This window comes from Streptomyces sp. NPDC001568, from assembly GCF_042893755.1.
Lineage (GTDB): Bacteria > Actinomycetota > Actinomycetes > Streptomycetales > Streptomycetaceae > Streptomyces.
Map to the genome: position 1 here is coordinate 431,662 of NZ_JBIAVF010000003.1, position 22,303 is coordinate 453,964.

At 71.6% G+C, this 22,303-nt stretch carries 20 protein-coding genes; 7 read left to right on the top strand and 13 right to left on the bottom strand.

What is annotated here, in order from left to right; translation table 11 throughout:
• Positions 1-104: 104 nt before the first annotated feature.
• Together ACFY0I_RS07795 and ACFY0I_RS07800 are read right to left on the bottom strand one after the other, a co-directional pair.
• Positions 105-329 (bottom strand): hypothetical protein, encoded by a 225-nt coding sequence (locus ACFY0I_RS07795; RefSeq protein WP_388891606.1) that lies wholly within the window; start codon positions 327-329, stop codon positions 105-107.
• 158 nt (positions 330-487) lie between these two features.
• On the bottom strand, positions 488-1,444 hold the full coding sequence (locus ACFY0I_RS07800; protein WP_388891609.1) for a universal stress protein: 957 nt from the start codon (positions 1,442-1,444) through the stop codon (positions 488-490).
• A gap of 189 nt (positions 1,445-1,633) precedes the next feature.
• Between ACFY0I_RS07800 and upp the strand changes: the two genes are divergently transcribed.
• Positions 1,634-2,269, top strand: coding sequence for a uracil phosphoribosyltransferase (gene upp / locus ACFY0I_RS07805; protein ID WP_214353071.1), 636 nt, complete (start codon positions 1,634-1,636; stop codon positions 2,267-2,269).
• Between the two features lie 141 nt (positions 2,270-2,410).
• Here the strand turns inward: upp and ACFY0I_RS07810 are convergent, their stop codons facing one another.
• A complete protein-coding gene (locus ACFY0I_RS07810) occupies positions 2,411-3,094 on the bottom strand; it encodes a LytR C-terminal domain-containing protein (RefSeq protein ID WP_388891612.1) in 684 nt (227 codons plus the stop codon).
• A gap of 79 nt (positions 3,095-3,173) precedes the next feature.
• Positions 3,174-3,470, bottom strand: a complete 297-nt coding sequence (locus ACFY0I_RS07815; protein WP_008740979.1) for a type II toxin-antitoxin system VapB family antitoxin — start codon at positions 3,468-3,470, stop codon at positions 3,174-3,176.
• 88 nt (positions 3,471-3,558) lie between these two features.
• On the opposite strand from ACFY0I_RS07815, the gene ACFY0I_RS07820 reads away from it, so the two are divergent.
• Both ACFY0I_RS07820 and opcA read left to right on the top strand, forming a co-directional pair.
• A complete protein-coding gene (locus tag ACFY0I_RS07820; RefSeq protein WP_388891615.1) occupies positions 3,559-5,169 on the top strand; it encodes a helicase HerA-like domain-containing protein in 1,611 nt (536 codons plus the stop codon).
• 107 nt (positions 5,170-5,276) lie between these two features.
• The gene (gene opcA, locus ACFY0I_RS07825) at positions 5,277-6,209 is read left to right on the top strand and encodes a glucose-6-phosphate dehydrogenase assembly protein OpcA (RefSeq protein WP_388891618.1); all 933 of its coding nucleotides are present in this window, start codon (positions 5,277-5,279) and stop codon (positions 6,207-6,209) included.
• Here the strand turns inward: opcA and ACFY0I_RS07830 are convergent.
• Both ACFY0I_RS07830 and ACFY0I_RS07835 read right to left on the bottom strand, forming a co-directional pair.
• A complete protein-coding gene (locus tag ACFY0I_RS07830) occupies positions 6,158-6,631 on the bottom strand; it encodes a cupin domain-containing protein (protein WP_388891620.1) in 474 nt (157 codons plus the stop codon). The genes opcA and ACFY0I_RS07830 overlap by 52 nt on opposite strands.
• 82 nt (positions 6,632-6,713) lie before the next feature.
• A complete protein-coding gene (locus tag ACFY0I_RS07835; protein ID WP_388891624.1) occupies positions 6,714-7,301 on the bottom strand; it encodes an HhH-GPD-type base excision DNA repair protein in 588 nt (195 codons plus the stop codon).
• Positions 7,302-7,422: 121 nt separating this feature from the next.
• Here ACFY0I_RS07835 and ACFY0I_RS07840 point away from each other — a divergent pair, with 121 nt between their 5' ends.
• Positions 7,423-8,235 carry a VOC family protein gene (locus tag ACFY0I_RS07840; RefSeq protein ID WP_388891627.1) on the top strand — a complete coding sequence of 271 codons (813 nt, stop codon included), beginning with the start codon at positions 7,423-7,425 and terminating at the stop codon, positions 8,233-8,235.
• 25 nt (positions 8,236-8,260) lie between these two features.
• On the opposite strand, the gene ACFY0I_RS07845 is transcribed toward ACFY0I_RS07840, so the two are convergent.
• From ACFY0I_RS07845 to ACFY0I_RS07865, 5 genes are all read right to left on the bottom strand, one after another.
• The gene (locus ACFY0I_RS07845; RefSeq protein WP_388891630.1) at positions 8,261-9,244 is read right to left on the bottom strand and encodes a helix-turn-helix domain-containing protein; all 984 of its coding nucleotides are present in this window, start codon (positions 9,242-9,244) and stop codon (positions 8,261-8,263) included.
• 268 nt (positions 9,245-9,512) lie between these two features.
• Positions 9,513-10,247, bottom strand: a complete 735-nt coding sequence (locus ACFY0I_RS07850; RefSeq protein WP_388891633.1) for a hypothetical protein — start codon at positions 10,245-10,247, stop codon at positions 9,513-9,515.
• Positions 10,248-10,463: 216 nt separating this feature from the next.
• The gene (locus tag ACFY0I_RS07855) at positions 10,464-10,943 is read right to left on the bottom strand and encodes a molybdopterin-dependent oxidoreductase (protein ID WP_388891636.1); all 480 of its coding nucleotides are present in this window, start codon (positions 10,941-10,943) and stop codon (positions 10,464-10,466) included.
• An 80-nt stretch (positions 10,944-11,023) separates the two neighbouring features.
• Positions 11,024-13,807: a molybdopterin-dependent oxidoreductase gene (locus ACFY0I_RS07860; RefSeq protein WP_388891639.1), complete on the bottom strand. Its 2,784-nt coding sequence runs from the start codon at positions 13,805-13,807 to the stop codon at positions 11,024-11,026.
• Positions 13,804-14,631, bottom strand: coding sequence for an FAD binding domain-containing protein (locus tag ACFY0I_RS07865; protein WP_388891642.1), 828 nt, complete (start codon positions 14,629-14,631; stop codon positions 13,804-13,806). The genes ACFY0I_RS07860 and ACFY0I_RS07865 overlap by 4 nt, the downstream gene beginning before the upstream one ends.
• Positions 14,632-14,885: 254 nt before the next feature.
• Here ACFY0I_RS07865 and ACFY0I_RS07870 point away from each other — a divergent pair, with 254 nt between their 5' ends.
• Entirely contained in the window at positions 14,886-16,331 is a 1,446-nt protein-coding gene (locus ACFY0I_RS07870; RefSeq protein ID WP_388891645.1) for a PucR family transcriptional regulator, read from the top strand.
• A 154-nt stretch (positions 16,332-16,485) separates the two neighbouring features.
• Positions 16,486-18,015, top strand: coding sequence for an MFS transporter (locus ACFY0I_RS07875; protein ID WP_388891648.1), 1,530 nt, complete (start codon positions 16,486-16,488; stop codon positions 18,013-18,015).
• A gap of 78 nt (positions 18,016-18,093) precedes the next feature.
• On the opposite strand, the gene ACFY0I_RS07880 is transcribed toward ACFY0I_RS07875, so the two are convergent.
• Positions 18,094-18,480, bottom strand: coding sequence for a protease inhibitor I9 family protein (locus tag ACFY0I_RS07880; RefSeq protein WP_388891651.1), 387 nt, complete (start codon positions 18,478-18,480; stop codon positions 18,094-18,096).
• A 320-nt stretch (positions 18,481-18,800) separates the two neighbouring features.
• On the opposite strand from ACFY0I_RS07880, the gene ACFY0I_RS07885 reads away from it, so the two are divergent.
• The gene (locus tag ACFY0I_RS07885; protein WP_388891654.1) at positions 18,801-19,544 is read left to right on the top strand and encodes a MerR family transcriptional regulator; all 744 of its coding nucleotides are present in this window, start codon (positions 18,801-18,803) and stop codon (positions 19,542-19,544) included.
• A gap of 33 nt (positions 19,545-19,577) precedes the next feature.
• Here ACFY0I_RS07885 and ACFY0I_RS07890 read toward each other — a convergent pair whose 3' ends face one another.
• Positions 19,578-22,208 (bottom strand): class I SAM-dependent DNA methyltransferase, encoded by a 2,631-nt coding sequence (locus tag ACFY0I_RS07890; protein WP_388891657.1) that lies wholly within the window; start codon positions 22,206-22,208, stop codon positions 19,578-19,580.
• Positions 22,209-22,303 lie beyond the last annotated feature (95 nt).

Consider the following 22,303-nt stretch of genomic DNA (forward strand, 5'->3'; position numbering starts at 1 on the left):
TACCCCGCCCAATCGGCATCGTGGCAGAAACAGCGGCTTTGCGAGAGGTCTTCCGCGCGGCGGCCGTGTCGCGGCGCCCGCCGCCACGCCGGTGGCACCGCCGCTCACCAACGGAACGTACGCATCCGCATTTGCTGACGCATGCGGGCCGCGCGGGCGCGCCGGGGCTGTACGCGGTCGCGCAGTTCGCGGGCCTCGTTCAGGTCGCGGAGGAACTGCGCCCGCCGGGCCCGGCGCGCTGCCGCGCTCTCGGGCGTCTCGGGCGGCTCGCTACCGGTATCGCTCCCGTCGCTCTGGTCACTGGCTCGGCTCGACTGCGTCTCGGGCATCGGCAACCACCCCGGTCCGGTCGTCCTCCTCCGCCGGCGCGAAGCAGACCCCCCGGCTCCCACCTTCCCCCGGGTGGCGCGATTGATGCCAGTCCTTCCCAAATCGCTCCAGGTCAGGGCCCCGGCGGAGGGACGGCTTCCGGCTGCTTGGGCGGGGCTCAGCCCTTCGCGCCGTCCGCGTCGTCGGTGAGGTCGGGTACGACGGCCACCGGGCCGTGCGCGTGCTGGAGCACGGCATTGGCCACCGAGCCCATCAGCAGGGACCGGCGGCGCGGATGGTGGCGCCCGACCACGACCAGCGCCGCCGACCGGGAGGCCGTCACCAGGCGCCCGGCCGGGTCCCCGGGCACGGAGGCCTGCTCCACGGGCACGTCGGGCCAGCGGGCCCGCATCGGTTCCAGCCTGCGCGTCTGCGACCGCAGCATCTCCCGTTCGGCGGGCACGGCGTCCCCCTCGTCGGCGAGCGCCTCGGGCGGGACCACCGCGAAGGGGCTGTCGATCAGCAGCGTCGGCGAGGGCGGCAGGTCGTACGCCGAGACCACCTGGACGGTGGTCCCCCGCGCGGCGGCTTCCGCGAACGCGAAGGTCAGTACGTCCTCGGGGGTCTCGGCGGCGTGCAGCCCGAGGACCACCCGGCCGGCCGAGGGCTCGGAGGCGGCGGCGACCGCGTCGCGGTCGGCGTGCGGGACCACGACCACGGGGCAGGTCGCGGTGGTGGAGACGGCGCGGCTGTTCGAGCCGAGCAGCAGCGTGGCGAACCCGCCGCGCCCCCGGGAACCCATGACGAGCATCAGCGGCCGGTTCTCGTCGGCGATCACCCGCAGGGCCTCGGCCACGGAGCCCTCCAGGGGCTCGTAGCGGACCTCGCGGGGCTGCTCGGGGGAGGCTTCCAGCACGCGGCGGATGTGGTCGCCGATCGGATCGGGGTACTGCTCGGGTTCGTTCGGATGGCGCAGCGCGGAGCGCCGGCCCGCGTACAACTGGGAGGCGTCGGGCAGCACGTGGGCGACCATCAGGGCGGCGTCGTGGCGCAGGGCGGCCGTCCGGGCCCACTCCAGCGCCCGGAGGCTGTGTTCGGATCCGTCGACCGCCGCGATCACCATTGCGTTGCTCACCCGTCAAGGGTGCTGGGCATCGGGGCGGGCCGCATCTCCGCGCCCGGAGGGGGGCCGTCGCCGCCGTGGACACCGGGCGGTCGTCGCACCGCGTAGCCTTTTGGGTGTGGGTCGCGAACAGCGGCCGTTGTCGCAGGTAGCAGGGTCGCAGGTCGTAGGTCGAAACCCGGCTGAGTCTTGGAGGATGTTGTGCGTTTGCAGGTAGTCGATCACCCCTTGGTGGCGCACAAACTCACCACGCTGCGCGACAAGCGCACCGACTCCCCCACCTTCCGGCGCCTCGCCGACGAGTTGGTGACCCTCCTCGCGTACGAGGCCACCCGCGACGTGCGCACCGAGCAGGCCGACATCGAGACCCCGGTCGGCCCCACGACCGGCGTGAAGCTGTCGCACCCCCGCCCGCTGGTCGTACCGATCCTGCGCGCCGGTCTCGGCATGCTGGACGGCATGGTGCGGCTGCTGCCGACCGCCGAGGTGGGCTTCCTGGGCATGGTCCGCAACGAGGAGACCCTGGAGGCCTCCACGTACGCGACGCGCATGCCGGAGGACCTCTCGGGCCGGCAGGTGTACGTGGTCGACCCGATGCTGGCCACCGGCGGCACGCTGGTCGCGGCGATCCAGGAACTCATCAAGCGCGGCGCCGACGACGTGACCGCCGTGGTGCTGCTGGCCGCGCCCGAGGGCGTCGAGGTCATGGAACGCGAACTGGCGGGCACGCCGGTGACGGTCGTGACGGCCGCCGTGGACGAGCGCCTCAACGAGCACGGCTACATCGTGCCGGGCCTGGGCGACGCGGGCGACCGCATGTACGGGTCTGCGGAGTAGATCCGCGACAGACACGCCGGGTCTGCGGAGTAGAGCCGCAGCGGACACGCCGGCTCTGCGGAGTGGGTGGGTCGGTGGGCCCCGAGGGGCGTCAGCCGTGACCGGTCCCGGTCCGGTCCGGGGGACCGGACCGGACCGGGATCAGCACTTTCCGGCGGGTGCGGGCGCGGGGTTGGCGAGGAGTGCCACGGCCCGGTCCGCCTCCTCCTTGGGCTTCAGTTCCTTGAAGGCGTCGCCGAGGATCAGGTCGATGTCCGCGCCCTCGCGCGTGTCGTTCTGCTGGGTGAGCCCGTCGACCTGGGTGCCGAGGACGGCGTAGGCCGCCTTGTCGGTCGTGGGAGCGCCGAGCAGTATCCCCACGCCCGGGACCTTCTTGTCGAAGGTGGGCGGGGCGTTGCCGACCTGGCCGATGACGAAGCCGCGTTTCTCCAGCTCGTCGCGGACCGCCTTGGCGAGGCCCGCGCGCGGGGTCGCGTTGTAGATGTTGACCGTGATCTGGCCGGGTTGGGGAAGCGCGACCGCGGGCGAGGCGGAGGTGGCGGGTCCCGGTTGGGGGGCGGAGGCGGGTTTCGCGGCCCTGGCGGGCGTCGCGGACGCCGTCGGGCAGTCCTTGCCGGCCGCCGCCGCATTCCGCTTACCGCCGCCGTCGCCCCGGAACACCCCGATGAGCTGGAGCGCCCCGTAGCCGAGCAGGGACAGCGCGAGGAGCGAGCCGAGCACGGCGAGGACGACCTTCCGGCGTCGGGGCCGGCGGCTCATGCGGGGGTAGGCAGCTCCCGTAACGCGGTACTTTCCGCCCATGCCGGGGGGAGTGAGCATGCTCATGGGCGCAGCGTAGTGCCGCGTCGTGACGATGCCTACTAAATGATCTATTGATCGGGCAAGGCTGACCCGAAAGGCGCAATCAGTCCATTTCCAGGACGCGTGCGTGCAGCACCTGTCGCTGTTGGAGTGCCGCGCGCACCGCGCGGTGCAGCCCGTCCTCCAGGTAGAGATCGCCCTGCCACTTCACGACGTGCGCGAAGAGATCGCCGTAGAAGGTGGAGTCCTCGGCGAGCAGCGTTTCGAGGTCCAGCTGTCCCTTGGTCGTGACGAGCTGGTCGAGTCGGACCGGGCGGGGGGCTACGTCCGCCCACTGCCGGGTGGTTTCCCTGCCGTGGTCGGGGTACGGCCGCCCGCTTCCGATGCGCTTGAAGATCACACGGAAAGCCTACCGGGCCCGTGCCTCCGGGCGCAGCCTCGTGCCGTGGGTGCAAAAGTGACGGACAGGGCTATTCCGGGAGTGATGCATGAGCCAGAGCACCGACGCCGCCGTTCCCGCGGACCCCGCGGACCCGGCCGGAGCGATCGCCGCGGGGTACTCCTTCACCGGACCCGCGCTCGATCTGGGAGCCCTGATCTGGGACGGCGCCTGCCTGCCCGACCGGCAGATCCGCATCCCGCTGGGGATGCTCAACCGGCACGGGCTCGTCGCGGGCGCGACCGGCACCGGCAAGACGAAGACCCTCCAGCTGATCGCCGAGCAGTTGTCCGCGAACGGGGTTCCCGTCTTCCTCGCCGACATCAAGGGGGACGTCTCGGGGATCTCGGCGCCCGGCGCGGACAACGAGAAGGTCCGGGAGCGGGCCGCCGAGGTCGGCCAGGAATGGCGGGCCACCGGTTGCCCCAGCGAGTTCTACTCCTTGGGCGGGATCGGCCCCGGCATCCCGCTGCGGGCGACGGTGACCTCGTTCGGCCCGGTCCTGCTGTCGAAGGTGCTCCAGCTGAACCAGACCCAGGAGCAGTCCCTCGGCCTGATCTTCCACTACGCCGACTCCAAGGGCCTGGAGCTGTACGACCTCAAGGACCTGCGCGCGGTCGTCGCCTTCCTCGTCTCGGACCGGGGCAAGGCGGAACTCAAGGGGATCGGCGGGCTCTCGACCGTGACCGCCGGGGTGATCCTGCGGGCGCTGACCGCATTCGAGCAGCAGGGCGCGTCGGAATTCTTCGGCGAGCCAGAATTCGACACGAGTGAATTCCTGAGGACGGCCGCGGACGGGCGTGGAACGGTTTCCGTACTGGAACTCCCGGCGGTTCAGGACAAACCGCAACTCTTCTCCACTTTTTTGATGTGGCTCCTCGCCGATCTCTACACCGATCTCCCGGAAGTCGGCGATCTGGAACGGCCCAAGCTGGTCTTCTTCTTCGACGAGGCGCACCTGCTCTTCAACGGGGCCTCGAAGGCCTTCCTGGATTCCATCACCCAGACGGTCCGGCTGATCCGTTCCAAGGGAATCGGCGTCTTCTTCGTGACCCAGACCCCGAAGGACGTCCCGGCCGACGTGCTGGCGCAGCTCGGTAACCGGGTGCAGCACGCGCTGCGCGCCTTCACCCCGGACGACGCGAAGGCGCTGAAGGCCACCGTGAAGACCTTCCCCAATTCCGCTTACGACCTGGAGGAGTTGCTCACCGGTCTCGGTACGGGCGAGGCGGTGATCACGGTGCTCAGCGAGAAGGGCGCCCCGACGCCGGTCGCGGCGACCCGGCTGCGCGCCCCGCAGTCCCTGATGGGGCCCGTCGACGCGGCGGAACTGGACCGGGCGGTGAAGGCTTCGTTGCTGTACTCGCGCTACGCCGAGGCCGTGGACCGCGAGTCGGCGTACGAGAAGATCAGCGCCGAACAGGCGGCGGCCGAGGCGGCCGCGGAGGCGGCGGCGGCCGCCGCGGAGGCGCAGAAGCAGGCGGAGAAGGAGGCCAAGGAGGCGGAGAAGGCCGCCCGGAGGGCGCCGAAGCCGGATCCCTCGCTGGCCGAGCAGGTGGTGGGCAGCGGCATCTTCCGCTCGTTGGCCCGCTCGGTCGGCACCTCGTTGGGCCGGGAGATCTCCCGCTCCCTCTTCGGAACGGCCCGCCGCAGAAGATGACCTGACGTGCCGTCGGCCGAAACCGCGTACCTCCGGGCCTGCGGGTCCAGTCGGAATCAAGTGCACCGGGTGCCGCCGGCCCCGCCGGCGCTGACAGACTCGGGGGTATGCGGACCGAACTCACCGACACCACGTCCAGCAAGGTCGTCCGGGCCTTGCTCGAAGCGCGCCGAGCAGTCGGCAGCCCGGCCATGGGGCTGGTGCTGACCCTCGTCGTGGTCACCGACGAGGAGAACGCCTACGACGCCGTACGCGCCGCCTCCGAGGCCTCCCGAGAGCATCCGTGCCGCATCATCGCGGTGATCAAGCGGACGGCGCGGGGTCCCCAGCGGCTGCGCCAGACCCGGCTCGACGCCGAGCTGCGCGTCGGCACCGACGCCGGCTCCGGCGAGATCGTGCTGCTGCGCCTGCACGGCGAGCTCACCGGTCAGGCCGGTTCCGTCGTGCTCCCCCTGTTGGTGCCCGACGCGCCGGTGGTGGCCTGGTGGCCGTCCGAGGCGCCGGCCGATCCGGCCCGCGACCAGCTGGGCGCGCTGGCGCAGCGCCGGATAACCGACTCGCAGGCGGCGCCCGACCCGGTGGGCGTGCTGGACCAGCGGGCGGCCTCGTACGCCCCCGGCGACACCGACCTGGCCTGGACCCGGCTGACGCCGTGGCGCTCCCTGCTGGCCGCGGCCTTCGACCACAAGCCGCTGCCGGTGACGGGCGCGGCCGTCGAGAGCGAGCCGGACAACGCGAGCGCCGAGCTGCTGGCGCGCTGGCTGGAGGACCGGTTGGAGGTCCGCGTGGACCGGGTGGCCACCGACGGCCCGGTGATCACCCGCGTCCGGCTGGAGACCAGCGCCGGGGAGATACGGGTGGACCGACCCGCCGGGGTGCTGGCCACGCTGCTGCTGCCCGGCTGGCCCGACCGCAAGGTGGCCCTCAAGATCCGCAGCACGGCGGAGCTGCTCGCGGAGGAACTGCGGCGCCTGGACGCCGACGTGGTCTACGCCTCGGCGCTGCGCAGCCGGCCCGCCCAGGCCTCGCTCTCCGCGTAGTGGTTGTCGTACACCGGTGAGCTGTCCTTGATGTCCTGGACGGTCGCCTCGCCGGCGCGGACGCGGCCGAGGAGCCGGTAGTAGTCGAAGCGCGCCATGCCCGGGGTGAAGCCGACGAAGACCTCGGCCGTGTGGCCCGCGGCCGGGGCGAAGGCGTGCTTCACGCCGGGCGGGACGCTGATGAAGTCGCCCTTGCCGAGGGTGTGGACCTCGTCGCCGACCAGGACGTCGAGGCGCCCGTCGGTGACGTGGAAGAACTCGGTCGCCTTCGTGTGGAAGTGCACGGGCGCGCCGGCCGCCCCGACCTCGAAGCTGGCGGTGTTGCAGGTGAGCTCGTCGGTGTCGGTGAGCAGGGTGATGACGCTGCCGGGCCCGTCGGAGATGCTCTCGGCGGTCGCGGCGCGGGTGAGGTTTTCGATCATGAAGCCGACCCTAGGGCAGGAACGGCCGGCTCCGGTCGGCTGCCGCACGGCGGATGGCGCGGCCGGCGCACGGGCCCCCGCCTCAGGCGGGCCCCTTGGCCTTGGCGGCGGCCTTCATCTCCTGTTTGTACGCGCGGACCTTCGCCAGGGACTCCGGGCCGGTGATGTCGGCGGCGGAGCGGTGGATGTTCGCCGGGCCGTAGCCGCCCGCGGCTTCCCGCCAGCCCTTGGGGCGCACCCCGTACCGCTTGCCGAGCAGTGCCAGGAAGATCTGCGCCTTCTGCTCCCCGAAGCCCGGCAGCGCCTTGAGCCGCTCCAGCAGCTCCTGGCCCGTGGCGGCGTCGGCCCAGACCGCGGCGGCGTCCCCGTCGTAGTGCTCGACCAGGTACGCGCACAGCTGCTGGATCCGCTTCGCCATCGACCCCGGGTAGCGGTGCACGGCCGGCTTCTGCGAGAGCAGCGCCGCGAAGGCGTCGGGGTCGTGGGCGGCGATGGCGTGCGCGTCGAGGTCGTCGGCGCCGAGCCGCTGCGCGATCGTCCAGGGCCCGGAGAACGCCCACTCCATCGGCACCTGCTGGTCGAGCAGCATGCCGGTGAGCGCGGCGAGCGGGCTGCGGCCGAGCAGGGCGTCGGCCTCGGGCTGCTGGGCCAGCCGGATGGTGATGTCCATGGCTCCAGCCTCCCCCGCGCACGGGCCGCGCGCACGGTCGGCGCGCGGTTGCGGGACCCCCCGCCTAGCGTGGGAACGACACACGCGCACGCGGACACGACGACACGGGAGTCGATCGACCATGGCTGAGTTCCAGGAAGGCGCGCCCTGCTGGGTGGACGCGATGTTCACCGACGTGGAGGGCGCCAAGGAGTTCTACGCGGATGTGCTCGGCTGGACCTTCGGCGAGTCCAGCAGCGAGTACGGCAACTACACGCAGGCCTACTCCGACGGGAAGGCCGTCGCGGCCGTCGTCCCGCCCATGCCGGGAACCGACGCGCCCTCGCAGTGGTGTCTGTACTTCGCCTCGCCGGACGCCGCGGCGACTGCGGAGAAGATCAAGGCGGCGGGCGGCGAGCTGCTGATGGAGCCCATGCAGGTCGGCGCCCAGGGCACGATGCTGATCGCGAAGGAGCCGGGCGGCGCGGTCTTCGGCGTCTGGCAGCCCGGCGAGCACAAGGGCTTCGAGAAGATGGGCGAGGCTGGCTCGTACGCCTGGGCGGAGGTCTTCAGCCGGGACGTCGCGAAGCCGGACGCGTTCCTGCCGAAGGTGTTCGGCTACGAGGCCGAGCAGATGGAGACGGGCGACGATCCGGAGATGGCCGGGATGGACTTCAAGGTCTTCAGCCTGGGCGCCAAGAGCAACCCGGTCCTGGGGCGGATGGCCATGGGCGACGACTTCCCGCCCGAGGTTCCGTCGTACGTCCAGGTCTACTTCGCGGTGCCGGACTGCGACGAGGCGGTGGCGAAGACGAAGAAGCACGGCGGGAAGCTGCACTTCGGCCCGATGGACAGCCCCTTCGGCCGCTTCGCGGCGGTCGCGGACCCTCAGGGCGCGGCGTTCGCGGTGATCGACATGACGACGACGGTCGGGGAAATGCCCTCGTTCGAGTAGCGGCCGGCACGGTCCGCCCGCCGGGTCAGCCGGCGCCGTCGGTGCTGTCGGAGGGGCCGGCCGGCAGCGCGCCGGGGAGGGCCACCTCCTCGGTACGCGGCGGCCGCACGGCCCGGCCGGGCCCTTCGCGCACCCGCAGCGAGTGGGAGCGGTGGCGGGAGGTCGCGCAGTCCCGACAGCGGCCGGGTTCGGGGCTGCGGAAGGCGCGTTCGCAGTCCGTGCAGTTCTGGAAGGGCGCCGGCGGGACGCGTGCGGGTCTTCTGAACTCGGCTTCCAGGGACGGCGGGACCTGGGCCTTGAGCCGGTGGGCGATGAGCCCGGCCGGGTTGGTCAGTACGTCGGGGAGGTCGGCCGCCAGCGCGGTGGTGATCGCGTCCGCGCTCCCGCCGCGCTCCACCCAGACCTCGACCGCCTCCGCGAGGCGCTCGATGTCGCGCCGCCCGAGGAGCAGCCGGTGATCGACGCGGCGCAACCTCCCGAGCAGGTCCATGGCCATCAGGCGGCGGGGCGAGGGCGGCTCGGGGTCGGGCGTCGCTTCGGGCCCGGGCTCTCGTACGGGTTCCGGCGCGGGTTCCGGCTCCTGCTTGGGATCGGGGACCGGCTCGGGCTCCGGCTCCGGCTCCGACGCCGCTTCGGGGGCCGGTGGCGGTACGGGTGCCGGCCGCGTCATCGCCGCGGGGTGGTTGTAGGACACCGTCCGGGTGACGAACCGCCCGTCGGGCAGCTGTTCCACGGTCCGCTTCAGGTAGCCGTGGGCCTCCAGCTCGCGCAGGGCCGTCGCGATCCGGGTCGTACCCTCCGGGACCCGCCTGGCCAGGTCTTTGATGCCGATGGCGGTGCCGGGCGGGAGGGACTGGATGTACGCGCCGAGGCCGCGGGCGGTCAGCGTCATCCTCGGGTGCTGGATCAGGTGGTTCCCGATCACGGTGAACCGGGTCGTGTGTCGGACGTTCGAGTGGCGAACGCCGTACGGCGCCGGGGAGGGCGCGATAACCTGCTGAGGAGCCATGGGGAAGCTGTTGACTTCCTACTTGGTCAGGCCCTCGCCCGGGATGGCAGTCCCGGCGGGGGCCGTCTTCGTTCGTCGGGTGGTCGGGGCGAGCATATGCCCCGCAACCAGTGCGAAATCCAACCCAGTTGGACTTATTCACCCGTGCGAGTGACGGCGCCGCCGGGGGAGGCTGGTGGGGTTGGGAAGGGTTCTTTCTCCCGGTATTCGCGAAGCAAAGAAACGTACCGCGAACCCGGGACCGGGCCGACCGGAACCCGGTCCCACCTCAGCGAACGGTGAGTTGGTCGTACGTCTTGTAGGTGTACTCGCCGGACAGGGTGATCTTGTTCCCGGTGGTCGCCGGGAGGCCGAGACGCTCGTTCACGAGTCGGGTCATCGGGCCGCAGCCGGTGGCGGCCGGTACGCCGAACTCGGTGTCGGTCGCGGCGTACTTGATGATCGGAGGGTTCTTGGACACCCGCTCGGAGTCGCCCACCCGCTTCAGGCGGATCTCGATGGGGGTGTCGCCGGCGCCGATGACGCAGCCGCGGGGCAGGAGCGGGCTCACGGCGCGGTAGCGCAGGGTGAAGAAGCCCATGCTGTCGCCGACGGAGTAGAAGTCGGACCGGCCGCCGTACTCCGGCTCCAGGGACAGGCCGAGCAGCGGGGACCGGTCGGCGGCGGCGTTGCCGAGCAGTCCGCCGGGGACGGCGGAGGGGGTGCCGCGCAGGGATCCCCAGGCCTGGCCGTTGCTGCCGTCGGGCATCGGGCCCTCGGCGAAGGTGAGGGTCATCGGGGCCAGCGCGGGGACGTCGCGGTCGCCGAGGCGCAGCGACCCGGAGGCGGTGTGCAACTCGCACTTCCAGCGCGCCGCGTCGACCCCGGCGGGGAGGGCGGGGCAATCGGAGAAGTCGTAGGCGGCGGGGCCGGTGGGTCCGGGGTCCGCCGAGGCGGCGGTCGCGCCCGTGATCGTGAGGGCGAGTGCGGCGGCGAGGGCGAGCCCGGTGGTGGTGGTCTTCATGCCCCTACGGTGCCGCCGGGTCCGGGCCGGCCGCACCGGGGGAAGCCCCGGTCCGCCCCTGACGCGCCCCCGAGTCGACCTCAGGGCCAAGTGCCGTTCGCCGAAAGCCGGTTCCGTACGGACGGGCCGGTTCCGTACGGACGGGCCGCGCGCGGAGCCGGCCCGGGTCGGTCGCGTCCGCGTCGGCCCGCCGCCGTGCGGGGCCCGGGGCCGGCGTCAGACCCCCGCCGCCACCGGGGCCGACGCGATCGGCACGGCCGCAGGCGGCGCCGACAGGGCGCCGAACCAGATGTGGGTCACCGCGCTGACGTAGCGCGCGCCGCAGCGGTCCGACGGGACCACCAGCTGGCAGCCCGCATCGTCCAGGTCCTCACCGTCGAGGCGGGTGGCCAACAGGACCGGACTGCCACAGAAGTCGGCGTCCAACTCCGCCCAGGACAGCACCGTGTGGTGCCCGTCGCCGCCGCTCACCGCCAGCAGGAACCGGCTGCGGTCCTTGCGGCGTCGGCCGTCCAGGTCGGGACAGGCCCGGGTGACCACGTCCCGCAGCAGCACGCCCTCGAAGACGTGGTGCTGCGGGCCGTTCGTCGCGCAGTCGAAGGTGACCTCGGCCCGGTGGCTGGGCCATTCCCGCAGGTCGGCGACGGTGAGGGTCGCCGGATGGTCGAGGTCTCCGTGCAGCATGAGTCTGGCCATGCGGGGATGATGCCCTGCACGGCTCGATACGGAACCTCATCTGCAAGGTTCGGAGGTGTGTATGAGCCGCAGAAGGGACATTATTTGTGCGTTTCGCCTTGCAGTTTCCGGTTGATTTTCTGCCAGACCACATCACGTGTCAGCGGCATCTCGGTGAAGCGGATGCCGGTCGCGTCCCGCAGCGCGTTCGCGAACGCCGGGCCCACCGGGTTGAACGGGCTCTCCGACATGGACTTGGCACCGAGCGGTCCGATCGCGTCCGAGGTCTCCATGAAGTGGACCTCCGTGCGCGGGACGTCCGCGTACTGCGGGAGTCGGTAGCGGCGGAACGCGGCCGTGGTGACCTCCCCGCGCTCGTCGACCCGTACCGTCTCGAAGAGGGTGGCGCCCAGCGCCTGGGCCACGCCGCCCTCGACCTGGCCCCGGCACTGCATCGGGTTCATCACCTTGCCCGCGTCCGCCGCGTGCACGCTGCGCAGGATCCTCATCTCGCCGGTGTCCGGGTCCACGGCCAGCCGGAACCACTGGGCGTTGAAGGCCACCGAGCGGGGGGAGCCGCCCCAGTGGCCGTCCGCCGCGATCTCCTCCATCCGGCCCTTGACGTACGCGGCCTCGTACAGCTCCTTCAGGGTGACGACGCGGCCCGCGCAGTCGAAGGCCTCCGCCCCCAGCTCGCACAGGTGCCGGGCCACGCCCGTGTGCCGGGCCGCGAAGGTCCGCAGGCGCTCCGCGAGGGAGTCGGCGGCCAGCATGACCGCCTTGCCCGCCACCACCGTGCCGGCCGAGCCGAACGCGCCGGTGTCGTGGCGGACGACATCGGTGTCGGACTGGCGGACGGTGATGCGGTCCACCGTGGTGTTCAACGCGCCGGCGGTGATCTGCTTGTGGACGGTGGTCGTGCCGTTGCCGAACTCGGCGGTGCCGACCGCGATGTCGTACGTTCCGTCGCGCAGCAGACTGATCCGCGCGTCGGCGAAGTGGCCGCCCGGCGGCCCGGTCGCGATCATCGCGACGGCCGTGCCCTGGCCGGTGAGCCAGCCCTCGGGGACGTCCTCGTGGCTGCGGTCCTCGGCGATGGCCTTGCGCACCACGTCCATGCACTGCTTCATCCCGTACGAGGCGATGAACAGGTCCTCCTCGTGGCCGATCGGGGTCACCATGTGGTCGCCGGGGCCGATCACGTTCTTCTCGCGCAGGACCAGCGGGTCCATGCCGAGCCTGATCGCGAGCTCGTCCATCACCGATTCGACGGCGAAGAGGACCTGGCCGAGGCCGTAGCCCCGGAAGGCGCCCGCCGGCACGGTGTTGGTGTAGACCGAGTACGCCTCCACCTCCTTGTTCGGCGCCTTGTAGACGGCGAAGGACTCGCCGACGCTGTGGAACATGACGGCCGGGCCGTGGTTGCCGTAGGCGCCGGTGTTGGAGACGACGCGGATGCGCAGCGCGGTGAGGGTGCCGTCGGCCCTGGCGCCGATCTTGATGGTGATCTTGAAGGGGTGGCGGGTGGTGGCACCGTAGAACTGCTCGGCCCGGGTGAATTCGAGTTTCACCGGGCGGCGCAGCTTCAGGGCGGCGAGGACCACGATGTCCTCGGTCAGCATCTCCTGCTTGCCACCGAACCCGCCGCCCACGCGGCCCGCGACGACGCGGACCTCGTCCTCACCGAGGTCGTAGAGGGCGCACAGCGCCCGCCGGGTCAGGAACGGCGCCTGGGTGGAGGAGCGGACGGTGATGCGCTCGCCGTCGCCGTCCTCCTTGGGTTCGAAGTACGCGACGCTGCCGTGGGTCTCCAGGCTGGCGTGCTGCACGCGCTGCGTGCGGAAGGTCTCCTCCAGGACGACGTCCGCCTCGGCGTAGCCCCGCTCCATGTCGCCGAGCGTGTTGTGGACCTCGCCGCACACGTTGTTCTCGGCGCGGAAGATCCCCGACTCGGGGCCCTTGGGGTGCAGCACGGGCGCGCCCGGCAGCATCGCCTCCTCCGGGTCGATGACGTACGGGAGTTCCTCGTACGTGACCACCACGCGGCGGCAGCCCTCCTCGGCGGCCTGCTCGCTGTCGGCGACGACGGCGGCGACGCGCTGGCCGACGAAGCGCACCACGTCGTCCAGGACGCGCGTGTCCATCGGGTCCTCGGTCGGGTGCTCGTGGCGGGCGGACGAGTACAGCCGGTCGGGGGAGTCGTGGTGGGTGAGGACCGCGTGGACACCGGGGACCTGGAGGGCGTCGCGGGTGTCGATGTCGACGATGCGGGCGTGCGGGTGCGGGGAGCGCAGCAGCTTCATGTGGAGCAGGCCGGGCACCTCCACGTCGAAGGTGTAGCGGGCGCTGCCGGTGACGACGAGCGGACCCGCCGGGGCGCCCAGCGACTTGCCGACGGCCTGGCCGGCCTCCGGGGTCTCGGTGTGCTTCACCCCGCGGACGGCGTCCTCGATGGCCCGGTAGCCGGTGCAGCGGCAGATGTTGCCCTTGAAGGCGCGCGGCAGGTCCTGGAGCTTGCCGTCGTCGTGGGCGGTGCCCTCCTCGGCCTGGAGGGCCGCCGTGGTCATCAGGAACCCGGCGGTGCAGAAGCCGCACTGGAAACCCTGGGCGTCGAGGAACTGCCGCTGCGCCGGGTGGAGTTCGCCGCCGGGCTTGGCGAGGCCCTCGACGGTGGTGACGGAGCGGCCCTCGGCGCGGACCGCCGGGTAGAGGCAGCTGTGCACCGGCTGCCCGTCGACGTGGACGGTGCAGGCCCCGCAGTCGCCCTGGTCGCAGCCCTTCTTCACGCCGAACCAGCCGCGCTCGCGCAGGTAGGTGCGCAGGCACTGGCCGGAGCGGGGCTCCTCCTCGAAGCGCTGCTCGTTGATCTCGATCCCGTAGCTCATCGGGAAACCTCCTCGGCCGTGAGTTCGCGGCGGATCTCCTCCGCCAGGCGCAGCGCCATGTGCCGCCGCCAGTCGGGCAGTCCGTGGATGTCGTCGAACCACTCCTCGGGACGGACGGCGTCGTCGATGACCGCCCGCAGTTCGGCCGCCGTGGGCGGCAGCGCGAACCAGAAGCGGAAGGGGCGGGTGGTGGCGGCGGACACGGTCACGGCCAGGGAACCGTCCTGCGGGTCCGAGACGCCGATCACGAGGGCGCCGGAGCGGCCGAGCCCGTAGAGGGAGGCCTGCCGGAAGGCCGTACGGGAGTCCAGGACGCGGGCCGGGACGCGGACGGAGCGCAGCAGCTCCCCGTCGCGCAGGTCCTTCACGCCGGCGCCCCGGATGAACTCCGTGACGGCCATCCGGCGGGTGGCGCCGTCCTGGCCCCGGAGCAGGACGGTGGCGTCGAGTCCCGCGCTCAGGGAGATGATCGGCCCGGCCGGGAGGCCGTTGCAGAGGTTCCCGCCGACGGTGGCCATGTTCCAGATCTTGAAGCTCGCCAGGAAGGCCCGGCAGCACTGCTCGATCAGCGGGGCGGCGGTGGCCGGCAGGGTCCGGCCGAAGCGGGACAGCTCGGTGATCGTGCAGGTGGCGGAGATGTCGAGGGAGCCGTCCGGCTGCCAGGACAGCGGCGGCCAGCCCATGCGCGAGAGGTCGACGAGGCGACGGATGTGCGGCTGCGGTTCGGAGAAGAGGTACGTCCCGCCGCCGAGCCAGGCGTCACCGGGGCGCCAGGGCTCCCGGCGTCGCGCGTCGCGCACGTCGAGCACCGTGTTGAGGTCCATTTCGCGCCACCAGCCTCTCTGCGCCGCGCGCCGTTCATGTCGTCCGGCATGTCGTCCGGCACGTCTTCCAGCCAGTGAAGCAACGGGGTGAGGGCGAAACGACTGGTCCCGGCCACGGAAACGCACGGGGTTCAGGGGGTCCCTCCTGGAGGATCAACCAGGAACCTTAGGCGCCCATTGCCCTTGCATTTACGATGGGAATCCTCGTATTCACCTGGCGAATGTGGCTCACCCCACCGCAAGGAGTCCCTGCCATGCACGTCCTCGACCTGCTTCAGTCCGACGATCTCGGCCTCACCCTGCTCTGGGGCGAGGCGTCCCTTCTCGGCCAGGAGGTCAGTGGGGTCACCGCCACCGACCTGGAGGACCCGGGCCGGTTCCTGGGCCCGGGGGAGCTCGTGCTGAGCGGACTGGTGTGGTGGGCGGAGGGCGACCTGGTCAAGGCGGACCACTTCGTCTCCGCGCTCGCCCGGGCGGGGGCCACCGCCCTGTTCGCGGGCGAGGAGACCCACGGGCGGGTCCCCGACGAGCTGGTGGCGTCCTGCCGGGCGCACCGGGTACCGATCGTCGCCGTCCCGGCCAGGACCAGCTTCCGGGCGGTCACCGAGGCGGTGTACCTCCGCCAGTGGGGCGACCTCAGTCGCCGCCCCAACCGGATATTCGCCCTCCCCGAGAACGTGCGCGCCGAGCTCAGCCGGTTGCTGGAGGGCGGCGCGGGTCCCGCCGAACTCCTCGACCGGGCCTGCGCCCACCTGGGCAGGGTGGCGTGCTACCTGCTGACCGCGAGCGGTCGCACGGTGGCCCGTACGCCGTCCGCGCCGCCGATGTCGGCCCGGCGGGCTGCCGCCGCGCGCGGCGGGCTCTCGCTCCGGATCGAGGCCGAGAGTTCCCCGTACGACGCCTGGCAGTTGCACGTGCCCGACGCGGACGCCGCCCCGCCCCGGGTGCTCCACGAGATCGCCGAGGTCATCGCCCAGTACCGGGACGGACTCACCCGCGCCGGGGTCGCCGGCCGTTCGGCCGGCCGCGAGCTGGTGCGGGTGCTGTCGGGGGAGGCCGAACCGGCCGCGTTGGAAGAGGCGTTGTCCGCCGCCGGACTCCCGCCCACCGGCCCGTACCGGGTGCTCGTCGCCACCTCGGGGGAGGCGCTGGCCGAGGCGCTGGAGCACCTGGAGGGCGTCCCGTGGGCGGCGGGCGGCCCGGTCGCGGTGCTGTCCGAGGAGGCGCGCGCGGCCGTCGACCACGTGGCCGCGCTGCGCACCCTGTGGCCGCTGCTCCAGGCGTGCGGCAGCCCCGACGCGGACCTGCGTCTCGGCGCGGGCGCCCGGGCGGCGGGCCCCGAGCAGCTCCGCTCCTCGCTGACCCAGGCCCGCTTCGCCCTCACGGCGGCCGACGGGGAGGGTCCGGTACGCGGTATCGAGCAGCTGGACACCCTGACGGAACTGCTGTCCGGGGTACCGCCGGAGGTGCGCGGGGTGTTCGGGGCGCGGACGCTGGGCGCGCTGGGCGACGGGATGCTGCGGGAGACGCTGGAGGTCTTCCTGGCCAACAACTGCTCGTGGGCCCGTACGGCGGAGGCCCTGCACCTGCACGTGAACACCGTGCACTACCGGATCGAGCGGGTGGAGGTGTTGACCGGCCGGGACCTGTCCCGCCTGGACCACAAGCTCGACCTGTACGCGGCGCTGCGCTGCGGGTAGCGGCCCCTGCGCCTGCGGCGAGCCCGCCGACCCGGGAGGCGGCGGGCTTTCGCCCTGCCGGTTGCGAACACCGTACGCATAGGCGTACGTTGTTCACACCGACACCGTGCGAACGGTGTACGCATCAAGCGGCGCAAGGGGAGAGGTCGTCATCATGGGCGGTATCGCGAGGGACATCGACACGGCCGGCACGGAGGCCAAGGGGGCGGAGCGCGACCCGCGCCGCTGGCTCGTCCTGATCGTGCTCTGCCTCAGCACGCTCGTGCTGGTCGTCGACAACATGGTGCTCACCGTGTCGATCCCGCCGATCGCCGAGGACCTCGGCGCCGGCGCCGGCGCCATCCAGTGGATCATCGAGTCGTACATCCTGGTGTTCGCCGGTCTCCTGCTCACCGCCGGCAGCCTCTCCGACCGGTTCGGCCGCCGGCGGGTGATGATCATCGGCCTCGCGCTCTTCGGGATCGCCTCCCTGCTCGCCGCCTACGCCGAATCCCCCGCCCAACTCATCGCGGGACGCGTGGTCATGGGCATCGGCGGCGCCCTCGTGATGCCGAGCACCCTCTCGATCCTGATCACCGTCTTCGACGAGGAGGAACGCCGCAAGGCCATCTCCGTCTGGGGCGCGGCCGCCGTGGTCGGCCTCGTCGGCGGCCCGGCGGTCGGCGGGATCCTGATCGCCCACTTCTGGTGGGGCGCCGTCTTCTTGATGAACGTGCCGATCGCGCTGCTCGCCATCGTCGCCGCGCTGATCCTGATGCCGGAGTCCAAGGGCCCGTGGCGCAAGCCCGACTTCGCGGGCATGGTCCTGTCCGTCACCGGTATGACCGCCCTGATCCGGACGATCATCGCCCTCCCGGAGGACGGCCTCACCGCCCCCTCGACGCTGGTCGGTCTCACCCTCGCGGTCGGCGCCCTCACCGCCTTCGTCGTCCACGAGGTCCGTACCGAGCACCCGATGGTCCCGATGGCCCTCTTCCGCGACCGGATGTTCAGCGGGGCCTGCTTCTCGCTGGTGCTGCTGACCTTCGCCAACGGAGGCCTGATGCTGGTGCTGACCCAGTACCTCCAGTTCGTCGCCGGCTACAGCCCCACGGAGACCGGCCTCGCCTTCACTCCGCTCGCCGTGGCCACCCTGCTCTTCAACGGCCTCGGCGCCACCCTCGGCAACCGGATCGGCAACCGGATCATGACCGCCGTGGGCCTCGCCGTGATCGCCGCCGGCTTCGCGATCCTCGCCACGCTGGAGGCCGGCGACGGCTTCACCCCGCTCGGCGTCGCCATGACGGTGATGGGCATCGGCAGCGGGCTGGCGATGCCCGCCGCCACCGCGGCCCTGATGGGCGCCGTCCCCGAGGAGCACGCCGGCGTCGGCTCCGCACTCAACGACACCGTCCAGCAGGCCGGCGCCGCCCTCGGCGTGGCCGTCCTCGGGGCCCTGCTCACCACCGTCCACTCCGCGGAGATGCCCGCCGACACCCCCGAGGCCGCCCGGCACTCCGTGGCCGCCGCCTTGGCCGACCCGGCGCTGGCCGGGGCCGCCCGCGACGCCTTCACCTCCGCCATGTCGGCCACCTTCACCGCGGCGGCGGCGGGCGTCCTGGCCGCGGCCGGCCTCGCCCTGGTCCTGATGCGGGACCGCCGACGAGCCGCGGAGCCCGACCCGCAGGCGGCCCCGGCGGCGTGACGCGGGCGGCGGGAACGCCGGAAGCGGTGGGGGGCTCCCCCACCGCTTCTCCGCGTTCCGGCCCTCCAGGGCCGCGGCTCACCAGTCGCCCGTGGCCCCGCCCTGCTCCACCGGCGTACCGACGGCCCGGCCGTCCCGCTCGACGCCGACCACCGCGGGGTGCGCGCGCAGGGCGGCCAGCTGCGCCTCGTTCAGATCGGCCGCGAAGCCCCGTACGACGCTGCGGTACACGTACCGGACCTCGGTCACGCCGGTCTCGGCCATCACCCGCTCCGGGTCGGCGTCCGGGGCGAGGGTGACGATGTAGGGCTCGGCCCGCGCTTCGTCGGCGGGACGTACGGACTCCACCGCCTGGGCCGCGTACGCGACGGGCGCCACCGCGAGCGGGGTGACCAGGACGGCGGCGGCGAGCAGGGCGGGACGCAGGATCGGACGACGCGTGTTCGGACCCGGGATCGGACGCATGCGGGACTCCGTTTCTCAAGGATCGACTACCCGCTTCTTCGGCCGCCACCCGGCCCGCCTTGAACCGGGTGCCCGGCCCCGGCGGGCGAGGTCGCGGCGGAAGCCCGTGCGCGCCCGGAACCGGCCGGTCGGCGCCCGACGACGTGCGCGGACCGGTCGCCGTGATCGCGTCGTGCCGGGCGGAGGCGGCCTCGGTAGCCTGTCGAGACGTTGTCGTCGTGTCCATGGTCAGAGCGTCGGACCACGACACGGCAGGGGCAGGGGCAGGGTCCGGGTCCGGGGCAGGCGTTCCGGCCCACGACTCCTCCGGGGGGAGCATCATGCTGACGATCGGCCAGGTCGCGACCTATCTGGGCGTGACCGTGCGCGCCATCCGCCACTACCACCAACGCGGCCTGCTGCCCGAGCCGGAGCGCGACTTCTCCGGCTACCGGCGCTACGGAGCGGACGCGATCGTCGCCCTCGTACGGATCAGGACCCTGTCGGACGCGGGCGTCCCGCTCGCCCGGATCGAGGAACTGATGGGCGCCACGCCCCAGCGGTTCGCCGCGTCCGTGAAGGAGATCGACGACGACCTCAGGGCCCGGATGCGGGAGCTGAAGCGGCGCCGCGCCCGGATCGCCGAACTCTCGGCGGGCGACGCGCTCTTCCTCCCCGAGGAGGTCGTGGTCCTCCTGGACCGGCTCCGCGAGATCGGCCTCTCCCCGGATGCCGTGCGGACCGAGCGCGACACGTGGATCCTGCTGGCGGCGCGGTACCCCGACCAGGTCCCGCGGTGGGCGCGCCACAAGCTCGCCCTGTTCGAGGACCCCGCCTTCCAGCGCCTGTACCTGACCTGCGACCGGGCCGCCGCCTGGGACCGCGACGACCCCCGTCTGGAGGCCCTCGCGGACGATGTGAACGCCTTCGGCGGCCTCACCCCACCGGACCCGGACGGCCCGGAACCGGTCCTCGCCCTGGACGCCCTGGTCGCCGTCACCCTCATGGCGTCCCGGACCGGCAAACCGGTCCCGGCGTGGGAACGCCTGATAGACCTCTGCCGCCGGCGCGCCGATCCCGCCTGAGGCGCGGGGGTCCGCCCGGCCCGGCGCCGCTCGTCAGCCGGTGAGTTCCTGGTAGCGCCGGAAGAGGACGGACTGGCGCTCCGCCTCCGTCCGGCACACCCGCGAGGCGCCGAAGGCCTTGTCCACCACCGCGTCCAGCGCGTCGTGGGCCGCGACGAGATCGGCATCCATCGCGGTGGCTTTGTAATGTTCCGCCAACGACTTCTCCGGAGCCAGCTCGCGGGCCGCAATCACCCCGCGCCCCCTGTCGATGATTTCCTGTCGCAGGGCGACAGGTGTCCGCGGCAGGGGGAGGTTGTTCCACACGATGGTGTTGGAGAAGCGGAGATCCGACTTGATGCGGCCTCCGATCGCGCGCTGCCACGTCATGAACATCGAGGATGAGATGAGAGCGAAGAGGAAACCGTCCTCGTCCGCAGTGAGGAAGTTGGCGTTTCCGCAGACCACATCCGCGCCGAACCGCGCAGCGGTGAAATAGCGCCGGGCTTCACTGACGTGCGCGGGGATGGCGAGGAACGGGACGTCGGGTTGCCGATTCTCCGCGAAGAGATGAGGAGAAGCGGCGAGCGCCCGAGTCTGTGCCTTGGAGCTTTCCTGCCGCTTCTCGCGCACGGATTCCAGCCTCGCCGCCAGTACGGGGCTCGCTGCCAGATCGACGGGGTCCGCCCCTTCCAACCAGAGACACCAGCGGTCCTTCGCCTGGGTCAGTTCGTCGGCGCCGAGGTAGGTCCGCAGGTAGGTGGCCGCCACGGCATCGGCGATCACCTCGTCCCGATCGCCCGCCTCCACGATGAGCCCGCCCCCGTCGGTCGGCTTCGAGCCGTACACCACGGGCGGAACTTGGTCGGAGAGCGGCTTGGAGCGTTTGCGCACGAGCAGGTCCGGGCCGTCGATCAGATATGAGTTGATCCCGTTGACGACCGGCGTTTCGATCGGCTTGCCCCCGATGTCCGGGTAATCGAAGAGGCGTTGGTTCTTCCGGCCGAACTGTTCTGCCTTGGTGAACCCGATGATGACGCAGTGCACAGCCGCTTTGCCTGCCGCCTCCGACGTCCAGGCGAACGTACGATGGGCGAATTTGATGTGCCAGCCGTCGTGTTGGAGGGCTTCGAAGAGCGCCGGGACGGCTTGTCCTTGCGCGATGGAGTTCGTGGTGACGAAGGCGAACTGTCCAGGGTCGTTCCTGAAGTACTCCATGGCCTTCGCATGCCAGATCGTCGCGTAGTCGAGGTACCCGTCGTAGCGCACCCCCCACGCGTGCCTGGCGTCCGCGATCTGCCCGGCCGTCTTGGTGTACTGGCCGATGAACGGCGGGTTGCCCGCGACGATGACGTCAGGTCCGGGTGTGACCAGCGAAGACCAGTCGTGTCGGGCCGCGTTGGTCACGGTGATCGTGGCCTGGCGCCGGATCGGCAGCCGGTCGGGAGCCCATCCGAGGCGTTCGATGAGTTTCAGGTCGGCCTGGCGGTCCATCAAGAACATGGCCGTTTCGGCGATCTTGGCCGGCCACTCGTCGATCTCGATTCCGTAGAAGTTGTCGAGGGTGACCTTGAGGCCGAGGTTGGCCAGGAGCATCTGATCGTCACCGGTGAGCTCTTGCAGCCTCTCCATGATGCGCAGTTCCAGATCGCGCAGCTCACGGTAGGCAATGATGATGAAATTGCCGCACCCGCAAGCGGGGTCCAGGAACTTCAGTCTTCCGATCCTGTCGCGAAGTCGGGTGAGGGCCAGTTTTTCGTTCTTCTTCGACTTGGCCACGTCGAACTCGGCGCGCAGCTCGTCCAGGAAGAGCGGATCGAGCGTCTTCAGGATGTTTTCTTCGGACGTGTAGTGCTCTCCGAGTTCGCGACGGGTTTTCGCGTCGCGTACGGACTGGAACATCGAGCCGAAGATGGCCGGACTCACCGCCGCCCAGTCCCTCTGGCAGGCCTCGAGCACAGCATCTCGGAACTCGGGCTTCAGGGTGGGCAGGGTGATCTGTTCGCCGAAGATTCCACCATTGACGTACTTGAAGCCGCGAAGGTGCTCGGGCGCGGGGCCGCGGTCCCCGTCCGCCGTGTCCAGCCAGGTGAACAACTCGTTCAGGCGGGAGGCCAGGTCAGCGGCGTCGGGCCGGGTGTGGGTCGTGATGAAGCGCTGGAACAGACCGGCTTTCCACATCTCGGTGTCGTCACCGAACATGAGGAACAGAATCCGGGCCAGGCTGACGGAGATCTCGTGCTCCGAGGTTCCGCAGGATTCGAGCGACGCGTACATGCGGGCCATGAGCTTGGACGCCTGGCGGGTCTCGTTCCGGGCTTCGACGTCGAAGGCGTCCCGGACCTGGGCGATCAGCCCGGTGGCGTCGGGGGGCCGGTTCCAGTCGATCCGGATCGCACCGAGTCGGTGGGCGAATCCCGGGTTGTCCTGCCCCGTGATGTGCCGGTGCCGCGACAGTCGTGTGGTCGTGCTCGCGGCCGTCGACCGTCGCACGGGCCAACGCCAGACCTGTTCGACCTCGTCGAAGAAGATGGTGAGCCGGTCGACCGACTCCTTGGCGATCAGCTGGTCGAGCCGGGATTCCAGATCCGACCCGGGCCGTTGATCGCAGACCCAGACCGAGACGCCCTTGTAGCTGGAGACGTTCCTGGCCGTGATCGTCCCGCCCTCGTCGTCCGTGAGCACGACGGGCCGCTTGTGCGTGGGGGCGGACCAGTGAAGGTCCTTGAGGAAGAGGTCGCGGTAGCCGTGCGCCTCGACGCGCTCGATCAGGTGGTCGT